The organism is Candidatus Competibacteraceae bacterium (assembly GCA_016713505.1).
Lineage (GTDB): Bacteria > Pseudomonadota > Gammaproteobacteria > Competibacterales > Competibacteraceae > Competibacter_A.
Genome location: JADJPA010000001.1, coordinates 1,172,700 through 1,184,701 on the forward strand (window position 1 = coordinate 1,172,700; position 12,002 = coordinate 1,184,701).

A 12,002-nucleotide genomic window follows, 5' to 3' on the forward strand; every position below is an offset into this window, starting at 1 on the left:
TTCGGCTTCCAAGTTCAATGAGAAACCCCAGCGATCCTAGCTCTATTTCATCCAGTTCCGCCGCCGCCCATCGCTACCGCGCCGCGCGTTTCTCGAACAGTGTCAACGCCTTTTCCCAGTTACCCCCCGATACCGGCCGAGAAGTCGCTTTCGCCGGCCGCTCCAATGCCGGTAAATCCAGCGCGCTCAACCTGCTGACCGGGCAACGCGCGCTGGCGCGGACCAGCAAAACTCCCGGCCGCACCCAGCTGCTGAACTTTTTTCTGGTGGAACCGCAGCGTTTTCTCGTGGATCTGCCCGGTTACGGCTACGCCCGCGTACCCGAGCCGATCCGCCAACACTGGCGCGTCCTGGTGGAGCGGTATTTACGCGAACGCGCGTCCTTGCAGGGCCTGCTGCTCTTGATGGACGTCCGCCACCCGCTGACCGAACTGGACCGGCAACTGTTGGACTGCTGCGCGGCACGCCATTTGTCGGCCCATGTACTACTCACCAAAGCCGACAAGCTAAGCCGCGGTCGAGCGGCGCTCGCGCTGCGACAAGTGCGAGGAATGTTGGGGGCTGATTTCCCGGGGGTCACCGCGCAGCTGTTTTCAGCACTGAGCGGCGCGGGCGTTGCGGAAGCCTGTGCCCGCCTGGATCAATGGCTGGATTTTTGAACCTGGGCTCAGCCGCTCCCGTGCGCGGAAGGCGTCTCGGCCTCCGTCTGCCAGCCGCTGGCCAGCAAGCGCGCCTGCAAGGCCTGGCTCACTAATTCTCCGATCCGTTCCAGAAAGAAAGTCCCGACGCCCGAATGAAAGCGCCGGGCATCCGAACTGCCCACCACCAGCAAGCCGCGCCAGTTGCCGCCGATCAGCGGTATCAATGCGGCCGAGGCGGCGTTGGCATCGCCCTGACCGCCCAACACCGCCGCCTGTTCGGGGCTCAACCGACCGCATTGAGGCTGGCCGGCTCGGAATACCTCATCGAACAACCCCACCACGTCCGGCCGCAGGAATTCCTCCACGGCGCTCAAACCGGTGGTCGGCGGTTCCGCCAGACACAGCACGATGCAATCGGCCTTGAACTCATCACGCAGGATCGCCTTGATGCCGTGCAACAGCTCATCCAGGCCGCCGCGCGCATCGAGCAAGGTCAACGCCAGGCGCTGCACCCGTTCCGCCAGCCGGTCATTGTCGCGAGCGATGGCGACCAGCTCCAACAATTTGTTGTGCAAGCGCTGGCCGCGCTCCCGCAGCAAGCGGTTTTGATATTCCAGCAACGACACCGCCGGTTTGCAGGGATGGGGAACTCGCAAGTTCTCCACCAGATCGGGATGATCGAGGAAAAATTGCGGGTGATCGCGCAAGTAGGCGAGCACCGCCAGCTCAAAGTCCACGGAAGATAAATCCTCGTTCACGACTTGATCCACCCTTCGAATACGGTCGCCGCCGGCCCACTCATGGTGACCGGTTCCCCCTCGCCAGACCAATGGATATTCAACTCACCGCCTTTCAATTCCACGCGCACCTCCGGCTCCAACAACCCCCACAGCCGACCGACCACCACCGCCGCGCACGCGCCGCTGCCGCAGGCCAGGGTTTCACCGACGCCGCGTTCGAACACCCGCAAGCGGATCCGATCCGGCGCCACCACCTGCATGAAACCGACGTTGGTCCGCTTGGGAAAGCGGCCATGCCGCTCCAACAGCGGTCCCAAATGGGCGACCGGCGCGTGCCGCACATCGTCCACTTTCAAGACGGCGTGGGGGTTGCCCATCGACACCACCCCGATCGCCATGTCTATCCCATCGGCGGCGATCGGATAATGTTTAGCCCTTTCGGTGGCAAAAAAAGGAATTTCAACCGGTTCTAATCTCGGCCGCCCCATATCCACCGCCACCCGGCCATCCGCCTGGATGTTTAGATGAAGCAACCCGCTGGCGGTCATTACCCGCAATTGGTCACGGTCGCTCAGGCCATGATCGCGCACGAACCGGGCGAAGCAGCGCGCGCCGTTGCCGCACTGCTCCACTTCGCCGCCATCGGCGTTGAAGATGCGGTACCGAAAATCGGCCTCCGGCCGGTCGGACGCCTCCACCAGCAACACTTGATCGCAACCGATACCGAAATGGCGGTCGGCCAGCTGGCGAATTTTGGCCGGGTCCAGCACCACGGTCTGATTGATGCCGTCGATCACCACGAAATCGTTGCCGAGTCCGTGCATTTTGGTGAAGCGCAAGGTCATGATGAGATCTTCACAAAGCCGAGCCGCAGGGCGAATCAGCGGTTTTCAGTCGATTTCAACTCCGTCCGGTCCAAGCGACCTTGTACAAATCCAGCCGCCGGTCGCGAAAGTTGCGCACGCTGCCGTGGGTGCGCAGTTCCTTCAGATTGTCCAGATCCAGATCGACGATCAGGGTCATTTCGGTATTCGGCGTGGCTTCCGCGGCGATGGCATCGTGCGGAAAGGCGAAGTCCGAGGGCGTGAACACCGCGGCCTGAGAGTACTGCATGTCCATGTTTTCCACTTTGGGCAAGTTGCCGACACTGCCGGAAATCACTACATAACATTCGTTTTCGATGGCTCGCGCTTGAGCGCAGCGCCGGACCCGCAAATAAGCGTTCTTGGTGTCGGTCCAGAACGGCACGAACAAAATCTGCATCCCCTGATCGGCCAGCAGGCGCGGCAGTTCCGGAAACTCCACGTCATAGCAGATCAGAATACCGATCTTGCCGACATCCAGTTCGAACACCTGGAGCGCGTCGCCACCCTGAAGGCCCCAATATGCCTGTTCGTCTGGGGTGATGTGCAGTTTGGACTGCTTGTCCCAGGTGCCATCGCGCCGGCACAGGAAAGCGGCATTATATAATGCTCCGCCTCGATATTCCGGCATACTGCCGGCGATAATGTTGACATTATAGGCGATAGCTAAATCCAAGATTGCATCGCGTAAGGGATCGGTATACTCGGCCAACTGGCGCACCGCCTCGGCGGTGTTACGCTGGTTGAAATGCGCCATCAAGGGGCCGTTGAAAAATTCTGGAAACAGCACGATATCGGTCTTGTAACCGGCCACCGCATCCACGAAATATTCGACTTGCTGGAGGATTTCCTCCAGCGATGCGGTCTGGCGCATCTGCCACTGGACCGCGCCGATACGCACCACCGACTTGCCGCCGCCGATCAGGACTTCTTTTTCTTCATAGTAGATGTTCAACCACTCCAACAACACCGCATAGGCTTTGGAGTCTGTATCATCGGGCAGATAGCCGGTGATGATGCGGCGGACGTGGAAGTCGTTGGCCAACTGGAAAGTTAGGATGGAATCGATCAGCTCCTTGGCCTTGACCTGTTCCACGTACTGCTGCGGCGTCATCTCCTGGGCGTATTTGCCGTAGCCGGGAATCCGGCCGCCGACCACGATGGCGCGCAGGTTCAGCTTTTCGCACAACTCCTTGCGGGCGTCGTACAGCCGTCGGCCCAGCCGCATGTCGCGGTATTTGACATGGACGAACACATCGACCCCGTACAGGGTGTCGCCGTTGGGGTCGTGGGTGGTCAGATAGCCATCGCCGGTGATCTGCCAGTAGGTGTGGCGGTCGCCGTAACGGCCGTAATCGACGAGCAGGCTCAGCGCGGCCGCCACCACCTTGCCGTTATCCTCGATACAGATTTGTCCTTCGGGGAATCGGGCGATTTGCGAAGCGAACTGTTCCCGGCTCCAGGCGCCGTCCATGTTGTGATAAACGACCTCCATAATCTCATGAATGTCATCATAATCTGACAAACGGAGGTTTCTCAATTTGAGGCGATGCTGAACGGGATGCTCCGCTATTTTGTCGTTCATAAGCTTTCTTGAAATTTAAGCAGCAGTACAATCAGAACCGTCCGCTCACAGACCACGCTCCCGGCCATCACATCAGTCGAGCGTAATCTCGATAAATGCAGCGATCCATGATCACGGTCAAGCCGGCGTCTCGCGCCCGCCGCGCCGCCGCTTCGTCCACCACGCCGTCTTGGAGCCACAACGCGGGTAGTTTGAGGGCGATACATTCCTCGACGATGCCGGCGACATGGCTTGATTCACGGAACACATCCACCAGATCGACCGGCTCTGGCAACTCGCGCAGGTTGGGATAGGCCTTCTCGCCCAGCACCTCGGCCAACGTGGGATTGACCGGGATGATGCGATAGCCAAAACCTTGGAGTGCTCTGGCGACCCCGTGACTGGCTCGGCCCGGCGAGCCGGACAAACCGACCACGGCGATGGTTTTGATCCGCTTTAACAAGGCGCGGATTTCATCCTGGGAAGGATTGGCAAAAGCAGCGTGCATCGTAGGACCTCTTAAAAACGCTTTATTACGGCCAGACAGTCTCGCCAGCGTACAGGTCCGCCAGCGTCTCCCGGCGCCGCACTACTTGAAAGCGCTCGCCGTCCACCATCACTTCGGCGACACGAGGCCGGGAATTGTAATTGGAGCTCATCGAAAAACCGTAAGCGCCCGCGGAACGCACCGCCAGCAGGTCACCCGCTTCGACGGTCAATTCTCGATCCTTGCCGAGGAAATCGCCGGTTTCGCAGATCGGACCCACTACGTCGTAACGGCGCGGCTCGCCGGCGTTGCGCGCTGCGACCGGAATGATCGCCTGCCACGCCGAATACAGCGCCGGCCGCAACAGATCGTTCATCGCCGCGTCCACCACCGCAAAGCTTTTATCCTCACTTTGTTTCAATAATTCGACCCGCGTCACCAACAGGCCGGCGTTGCCGACGATGGCCCGACCGGGCTCGATCAGGATTCGGTAGGGCCGGCCGCGCAGGCGCTCCAGCAACGCGCCGGCCTGATCGGCCGGTAACGGCGGCTCTTCATCACGGTAGCGGATGCCCAAGCCGCCGCCGAGATCGAGATGGCGAATCGCGATCCCCTGGGCTTCCAACCGCGCCACCAACGCCAGCAGCCGCTCCAGCGCGTCCACGAACGGCGCGACCTGGGTCAGTTGCGAGCCGATATGGCAATCGACTCCGATGACGTTCAGGTGAGGTGAAGCGGCGGCGCGCGGGTAAACCGCCAGCGCCCGTTCGACCTCGATGCCGAATTTGTTCTGCTTCAGACCGGTGGAAATGTAGGGATGGGTGTTGGCGTCCACATCCGGGTTGATCCGCAGCGACACCGGCGCCCGTTGGCCGCGCGCCGCCGCCACGCGCTCCAACAGCAGCAGTTCCGCTTCGGATTCGACGTTGAAGCAATGAATGCCGACTTCCAAACCGCGCTCCAGCTCATCGCGGCGCTTGCCCACGCCTGAAAACACCACTTTGCCGGGGTCACCCCCCGCCGCCAGCACCCGCTCCAGCTCGCCGACCGACACGATGTCGAAACCCGACCCCAACCGCGCCAGCACGTTCAACACCGCCAAATTGCTGTTGGCCTTGACCGCGTAACACACCAGATGCGGCTGGTCGGCGAAGGCGCGGTCGAAGGCGCGCCAGTGGCGCTCGATGGTGGCGCGGGAGTAAATGTAACAGGGCGTGCCGACCGCCGCCGCGATGTCGGCGACCGGCACCTCCTCGGCGTACAAGCGGCCGCCGCGATACTCGAAATGATCCATGGTTCAGGGCCTCGACGGCGGCGCTGGAGCCTGTTCGGAGGGCGGCGATTTGGCTTGCGGCTGGGGCAGATAGAGCGGGCCTTTCTGACCGCAACCGGCCAACAGCGCGGCCAACAGCAACCCTACCAGCGGTGCTCCAGGGCGAAACTCGTGCATTGCGGAAAATCCTTGCGAGAAACGAAAACGATTATCAGTATAACCTGCCTTGGACCGGCGGGTGCGGCTTGACAAGCCGACCGACTTCACGGCTAATGCCGCCAGACTGCTTCCACGGGATTTGCTGATGAACGAAACCGCGCTGACCACCGTCGAGATCGAACCCAAGCTCACCGCGCGCTCCAGCGTGATCTGGATGCACGGCTTGGGCGCTGACGCCCGCGACTTCGAGTCCATCGTGCCGGAATTGAAGCTGCCGGAGCCATCGGCCATCCGCTTCGTATTTCCCAACGCGCCGATCCGGCCGGTCACCGTCAACGGCGGGATGCGGATGCGAGCCTGGTACGACGTGCTGAGCATGGATTTGCCCCGCCAGGAAGACCCGGAGGGCGTTTACGCATCCGAGCGTGCCATTTTCGAGCTGATCGAGCGCGAGAAGAAGCGCGGCATCCTCGCCGAACGCATCGTGCTGGCCGGTTTTTCCCAGGGCGGCGCGATGGCTCTGCATACGGGCTTGCGCTACCCCGAGCGCTTGGCCGGCATTCTGGCGCTATCTTGCTACCTCCCCCTGGCCAGCAAGCTCAGCGGCGAACGCCGGCCGGCCAACCAGCAGACGCCGATCTTCATGACCCACGGCGATTACGATGCGGTGATTCCCATGCGCTATGGCAAGCAAAGCGCCGAAGCCCTGGAAACCTTGGGCTATCGGGTGGAATGGCAGGATTACGGCATGGGCCATGAGGTGTGCTGGGAGGAAATCCGCGACATCGCCCATTGGTTGGGCCGGGTGTTGGCGGTCGCGCCAGCCTGAGGGTAGCGGCGCACGCCGAACCGACGCTCGGCAGAGGTTCAACATCCAACGGGTGAAGACATTATGAAAATCTGCGATCTCACGGGCCAGCGAATCTTGATCACTCAGGCGAGCAGCTTCATGGGTCCGGCGCTGTGCCAGACCTTCGCCGAACTGGGCGCGACGGTCATCGCCGACGACCGGCCGTTGCTCGATCCAGACTTGCCCGCGCAAATGATCCAGGGCGCAGGCCCTATAGATGGGCTGGTCGCCAATCTGGCCCTACCCGCGCCGGCGACGCCAGCGGTCGCCGTCACCGATGATGAATGGCGGACGGTGTTCGCCCATCTGGTCGATCCGCTGCCTCGGCTGGTCCGCGCCGTGCTGCCGCACATGATCCAACGCCGGTCGGGGAAAATTCTGTTGATGGGCAGCGCCGCCGCCTTGCGCGGCATGAAACGCACCTCGTCTTACAGCGCGGCTCGCGGCGCGCAGTTGGCGTACATTCAAGCCGTGGGTGTGGAAGTCGCAGCCCATAATATCCAGGTCAACGCCATCGCCCAAAACTTCGTCGATAATCCGACCTATTTTCCGCCCGAGGTTCAGGCCAACCCGGCGTTTCAGGAGCGGCTGAAACGGGAAGTGCCGCTGGCCAGGCTGGTGTCGGCCTCGGAGGATGCGGTGTTTGCCGCCTATCTGTGCAGCGAGGCCGCCAATTGTTTCGTCGGTCAGATTTTTCCGGTGTGTGGCGGATGGGTGGCGCGGTAGGAACCGCCATGAGCGACTATGTTCGGGTTACTAACTATCGCTTTTTTCGAGGAAACTCTCATGAAAAACACTTTACGAATCGGTGTTATTTTTCTGTTTATCCTAGGGGTTGTCGCTCGAGCGGCCGATAGCGAAACCACTGTCAAGGCTCAAGAGGCGGCTAAAGCTTGGTTGGCGCTCGTGGATGCGGAGCAATACGGTGAGAGCTGGGATCAGGCAGCGGCATTGTTCCGCGGCGGCGTCTCAAAAACCGATTGGGAAAAAGCCGTCAAACCCATTCGTTCCCAGCTTGGTGCTCTGAAATCTCGCGCCCTCAAATCCGCCAATTTGACTCGCAGCCTTCCGGGCGCGCCCGACGGCGAGTATGTTGTCATCCAATTTAACACGCGCTTCGAGAAGAAGGCAGCGGCGCTCGAAACAGTGACACCCATGCGCGATAAGGATGGAAGCTGGCGAGTGGCGGGCTACTACATCAACTGAAATTCTAACCCGGTTTAGAAAGCGGCTGACGCCCGTCGGCACTCATGCTGTTCGTTTCCTCAAAGGGGCCTATGCGACTTGCCGTAATACCTTACGCAACAAAAGCTCGGTGCTTTTTGAACTGACCAACGCTTCAATAGCACCGATTTCCCGAAAGCCCTGCCGCAGATAAAACCGCTTGGCGGAATCATTAAAAGAAGACACTAAAACCCATAAATTAGCTGCTTGAGACTCGGTTTCCCGCTCCAGCCAATTTAGAACCGCCGTGCCCAACCCTTTGTTCTGCTGGTTTGGGAAAAAGCCGAACAATTCAAGATAAGCGCCTTTCAACCAAGGATAACGGACTGTCACCACACCAGCGATGTCATCCTTAGCCACTTTAATTGCGTAACGATGCAACGCCGGGCTAGGTGTTGATAGATAGTTTTCCAAAGGAGCCGCCGCATAATTCAAGGTACGCCAAGGGTCCATCTCGATCATCTCGCCCGCAATAATCTTAGCCTCTGCTGCCTCGATTGGCGCCAGTGAAAAGCCGGACAGCATATAGCGATCAAGAAAGGGTTTCGGCTTTATCACTTTCCGCTCGCTCCAGACCACCGGTCGTATTTGAGATTATCGCCCGGTTTGTTCTCGTAGCAGGAATCGGCCGCAACCACCTCGCCATCCGCCAGCAGCTCGCTGACCGTGACAAAGCGATACCCGCGAGCGCGCAATTCAGGGACGATCAGCGGCAACGCTTCGGCGGTATGCCAGCCGCGCCCGTTGGCATGAGCGATCACGATGGAGCCTGGCTTGACTTGATTCAGCACGGCGCGGGCAATTCCGGCCGCCGTTTGCCCCTTGCTGGGATCGCCGGTGACGATGTTCCACTGGATGGCCGCTAACCCACCTTGATTTACCGCGACCAGCGATTCCGCATTGCACGCGCCATAAGGAAAACGAAATAAGCTCAATTTGGCCGGCACGCTGATCGCCGCTTTATTGCCGAGCGCGCTCGCGCATTTGGAAGCCAACAAGCGCTCGCGCAAGATGCCATATTCCGTCTGAGTCCTGCTGATTTGCTCGAACATCCTAGGGCCATTGACCCGCCGCAGATTGGCATGGGTCCAAGTGTGATTGCCGAGTTCAAATAGAGGATCGGCCATCAGTTGCATGGTTCGCTCGGGATGAGAGCGCATCCATTTGCCGCCGGCAAAAAAAGTGGCCCGCACTTGATGGTCTCGCAAATAATTGACCAGAGCCGCGTCATAACCGCTGACCTCATTAGCTTGTTCGCACAGATCGAAAGTCAGCGCCAGCAGCTTCTCGCCGTTACGAGGTTTGACATAACGGATCGACCGACTTAACGCCGCCGCTAGCGGAATTGTCGGTGGTTGCCCTCCCACCAACGGCGAAGGATCGGCCGCTGGATTTTTAATTCTTTGGTCATTTGCCGTAGCGCGCAACTGCTCCTGATTCCAACAGGCTTGCAGTAAGTTCGGGGCATCGCTGGCCTGCTTGACTGGAGGCAGCGGACGGGTAGCGCCAGCGCTGGAAACGGAAGGGGGCGCGGCCGGCGCGGGCGGTGTCGTCATCGGTGATGCCGTGCTCGGCGGAGCGACGGAGGGTCTGGTCACCGCCGGATCAGGGGTCTCCCGCAAAGCTGAAACAGCGCTCGACAAACTTGGGGAGGCAGGCGGTTTGACGACTGCGGGTGCGGGCGCGGCCATCGGCGGCACTTCGCTCGGCCAGTTCCACGGCTCAAGCGCCGTTTGCCGCAGCCACCAGTAGCCGCCGCCCAGTACCGCAGCCAGCAGAACGCCGATCCAACCGAACCCGCCATCAAAGCGGCGCATTTTTCAACGCAATTCCGCCAACCAGGCCTGCGCCGTCGCCGCGGCCTCGCGCACCCGGTTCGGGGCGGTGCCGCCCCATACGTCGCGGGCCGCCACCGAACCTTCCAGCGATAGCACCTCGAACACATCGTTCTCGATCAACGGCGAAAATCCCTGCAATTCCGCCAGCGTCATCTCCGCCAGATCCCGACCGGTCTCCACGCCCAACCGAACCGCCTTGCCGACCACTTCGTGCGCGTCGCGAAACGGCACGCCTTTGCGGACCAGATAATCGGCCAGATCGGTGGCTGTCGCGAAGCCGCGCCGGGCGGCTTGCAGCAGGTTGGCGCGCTTCGGGCGCAAGGCCGGGGCCATGTCGGCGAAAGCGCGCAAGCAACCCATCACGGTATCCACCGTGTCGAACAAGGGTTCCTTGTCTTCCTGATTGTCCTTGTTGTAGGCCAGCGGCTGGCTTTTCATCAACGTCAGCAAGGCGATCAAATGGCCGTTGACCCGACCGACCTTGCCGCGCACCAGCTCCGGCACGTCGGGATTCTTCTTCTGGGGCATGATCGAGGAACCGGTACAAAATCGATCCGGCAAATCGATAAAATCGAACTGGGCCGAGGACCACAACACCAATTCCTCGGACATCCGCGACAAATGCGTCAGCAAAAGCGCGGCGGCGGCGGTGAATTCGATGGCGAAGTCGCGGTCGCTGACCGCATCCAGCGAGTTGGCCGCCGGCGCGTCGAAAGCCAGCAGTTGTGCGGTGTAATGCCGGTCCAGCGGATAGCTGGTCCCCGCCAGCGCCGCCGCGCCCAACGGCATGATGTTGACTCGCTTGCGGCAATCGACCAACCGCTCGTAGTCGCGCTTGAGCATCTCAAACCACGCCAGCAGGTGATGGCCGAACGTGACCGGCTGGGCGACCTGCAAGTGCGTGAAGCCGGGCATGATGGTATCGGCCTCGCGCGCCGCCAGTTCCGCCAGCCCGGCTTGCAAGCGTTTGAGTTCGGGCAAAATGGCGTCGATGGCATCGCGCAGGTAAAGGCGGATATCGGTCGCCACTTGGTCGTTGCGGGAGCGGCCGGTGTGCAGCCGCTTGCCGGCGTCGCCGATGCGTTCGGTCAGCCGCGCTTCGATGTTCATGTGGACATCTTCGAGTCCCACCGACCACTCGAACTCGCCGCGCTCGATCTCGCCGCGAATCGCCTCCAAACCACCCACGATAGCCTCGCAATCGGCCGGCGCCAGCACGCCTGTCCGCGCCAGCATCCGAGCGTGGGCGATGGAGCCGTCGATATCCTGCCGGTACATGCGTCGGTCGAAGCGCACCGAGGCCGTAAACGCCGCCACGAAAGCGTCGGTGCTTTCGGTGAAACGCCCGCCCCAAGTCTTGTTGGTTTGTGTATCGCTCATAAGATATTCTGTAGACTAAAGGAAAAGGACAGCATAGCTTAGCAAAACCATGCCCTCCGATACTCTGCGCATCGCCACCCGAAAAAGCGCCCTCGCCCTGTGGCAGGCCGAGCACGTCGCCGAACGCCTGCGGCACGCGCATCCCGGTCTCCACGTCGAACTGATCGGCATGGTCACGCGCGGCGATAAAATACTGGATAGCCCGCTGGCCAAGATCGGCGGTAAAGGTCTGTTCGTCAAGGAATTGGAGCAGGGGCTATTGGAAAATCACGCCGATCTGGCCGTTCATTCCATGAAGGACGTGCCAGTGGATTTTCCGGCCGGATTGGGTTTAACCGCCATCCTGGCGCGCGAGGACCCCCGCGACGCCTTCGTCTCCAACCGTTATCCCCAACCCGATGCCTTACCGGCCAACGCTCGAATCGGCACCTCCAGCCTACGCCGGCAATGCCAACTCGCGGCCCGCTATCCCGCCTGGCAAATTTCCAGTCTGCGCGGCAACGTCAACAGCCGGCTGGCAAAGCTGGATGCCGGTGCGTTCGACGCCATCATTCTGGCCGCCGCCGGCCTGAAGCGCTTGGGATTGGCCGAGCGCATCGCGCGGGTGCTGGAACCGGAATTCAGCCTGCCGGCCATCGGTCAGGGCGCCATCGGCGTGGAATGCCGTCTGGACGACCCCCGCACCCGTGAATTGAGCGCGGCGCTCGACGATCCGTCAACCCAGCTCCGGCTCTCGGCGGAACGGGCGTTCAATGCCCGCTTGCAGGGCGGCTGCCAAGTCCCCATCGCCGGTTATGCGGTATTGGAGGAGGATCGCCTGTGGTTGCGCGGTCTGGTCGGCGCACCCGACGGCAGCCGGCTCGTCACCGGCGAGATTCGCGGTCCGGCCGATGCGGCGCCCTCATTGGGTGAGGCTTTAGCCGAGGACCTGCTCGGGCGCGGCGCGGATGCGATTTTGCGGCGCGTCCGCGCGTCGTCCTAGG

Annotated in this window: 14 protein-coding genes; 5 read left to right on the forward strand and 9 right to left on the reverse strand. The window is 61.2% G+C overall.

Translation table 11 applies throughout. From position 1 onward, the window contains the following. Window positions 1-17: 17 nt before the first annotated feature. Entirely contained in the window at window positions 18-659 is a 642-nt protein-coding gene (locus IPK09_05350) for a YihA family ribosome biogenesis GTP-binding protein (GenBank protein MBK7983044.1), read from the forward strand. A gap of 8 nt (window positions 660-667) precedes the next feature. On the opposite strand, the gene IPK09_05355 is transcribed toward IPK09_05350, so the two are convergent. The 6 genes from IPK09_05355 to IPK09_05380 form a co-directional block, all read right to left on the reverse strand. Beyond that, the gene (locus tag IPK09_05355) at window positions 668-1,378 is read right to left on the reverse strand and encodes a DUF484 family protein (protein ID MBK7983045.1); all 711 of its coding nucleotides are present in this window, start codon (window positions 1,376-1,378) and stop codon (window positions 668-670) included. A gap of 17 nt (window positions 1,379-1,395) precedes the next feature. Continuing rightward, window positions 1,396-2,226: a diaminopimelate epimerase gene (dapF, locus tag IPK09_05360; GenBank protein ID MBK7983046.1), complete on the reverse strand. Its 831-nt coding sequence runs from the start codon at window positions 2,224-2,226 to the stop codon at window positions 1,396-1,398. 55 nt (window positions 2,227-2,281) lie between these two features. Continuing rightward, complete coding sequence (locus IPK09_05365) at window positions 2,282-3,829, reverse strand: carbon-nitrogen hydrolase family protein (GenBank protein ID MBK7983047.1); 1,548 nt, start codon at window positions 3,827-3,829, stop codon at window positions 2,282-2,284. A 67-nt stretch (window positions 3,830-3,896) separates the two neighbouring features. Continuing rightward, on the reverse strand, window positions 3,897-4,316 hold the full coding sequence (locus IPK09_05370; protein MBK7983048.1) for a CoA-binding protein: 420 nt from the start codon (window positions 4,314-4,316) through the stop codon (window positions 3,897-3,899). Window positions 4,317-4,341: 25 nt separating this feature from the next. Beyond that, window positions 4,342-5,589 carry a diaminopimelate decarboxylase gene (lysA, locus tag IPK09_05375; GenBank protein ID MBK7983049.1) on the reverse strand — a complete coding sequence of 416 codons (1,248 nt, stop codon included), beginning with the start codon at window positions 5,587-5,589 and terminating at the stop codon, window positions 4,342-4,344. Window positions 5,590-5,592: 3 nt separating this feature from the next. Beyond that, window positions 5,593-5,745, reverse strand: a complete 153-nt coding sequence (locus IPK09_05380) for a lipoprotein (GenBank protein MBK7983050.1) — start codon at window positions 5,743-5,745, stop codon at window positions 5,593-5,595. A 127-nt stretch (window positions 5,746-5,872) separates the two neighbouring features. Between IPK09_05380 and IPK09_05385 the strand changes: the two genes are divergently transcribed. The 3 genes from IPK09_05385 (at window position 5,873) to IPK09_05395 (ending at window position 7,783) form a co-directional block, all read left to right on the forward strand. Beyond that, window positions 5,873-6,556, forward strand: coding sequence for an alpha/beta hydrolase fold domain-containing protein (locus tag IPK09_05385; protein MBK7983051.1), 684 nt, complete (start codon window positions 5,873-5,875; stop codon window positions 6,554-6,556). A 63-nt stretch (window positions 6,557-6,619) separates the two neighbouring features. Continuing rightward, window positions 6,620-7,303, forward strand: coding sequence for an SDR family oxidoreductase (locus IPK09_05390; protein MBK7983052.1), 684 nt, complete (start codon window positions 6,620-6,622; stop codon window positions 7,301-7,303). 18 nt (window positions 7,304-7,321) lie between these two features. Further along, window positions 7,322-7,783: a DUF4019 domain-containing protein gene (locus IPK09_05395; GenBank protein MBK7983053.1), complete on the forward strand. Its 462-nt coding sequence runs from the start codon at window positions 7,322-7,324 to the stop codon at window positions 7,781-7,783. Window positions 7,784-7,852: 69 nt separating this feature from the next. On the opposite strand, the gene IPK09_05400 is transcribed toward IPK09_05395, so the two are convergent. Genes IPK09_05400 through argH form a run of 3 tightly spaced genes read right to left on the reverse strand, consistent with a single transcriptional unit; the run spans window position 7,853 to window position 11,019 of the window. Beyond that, window positions 7,853-8,359 (reverse strand): GNAT family N-acetyltransferase, encoded by a 507-nt coding sequence (locus tag IPK09_05400; GenBank protein ID MBK7983054.1) that lies wholly within the window; start codon window positions 8,357-8,359, stop codon window positions 7,853-7,855. Continuing rightward, window positions 8,356-9,618 (reverse strand): polysaccharide deacetylase family protein, encoded by a 1,263-nt coding sequence (locus IPK09_05405; GenBank protein ID MBK7983055.1) that lies wholly within the window; start codon window positions 9,616-9,618, stop codon window positions 8,356-8,358. The genes IPK09_05400 and IPK09_05405 overlap by 4 nt, the downstream gene beginning before the upstream one ends. Before the next feature lie 3 nt (window positions 9,619-9,621). Beyond that, a complete protein-coding gene (gene argH, locus IPK09_05410; GenBank protein ID MBK7983056.1) occupies window positions 9,622-11,019 on the reverse strand; it encodes an argininosuccinate lyase in 1,398 nt (465 codons plus the stop codon). 49 nt (window positions 11,020-11,068) lie between these two features. On the opposite strand from argH, the gene hemC reads away from it, so the two are divergent. After that, window positions 11,069-12,001, forward strand: coding sequence for a hydroxymethylbilane synthase (gene hemC, locus IPK09_05415; GenBank protein MBK7983057.1), 933 nt, complete (start codon window positions 11,069-11,071; stop codon window positions 11,999-12,001). The last annotated feature ends 1 nt before the right edge of the window (window position 12,002 follow it).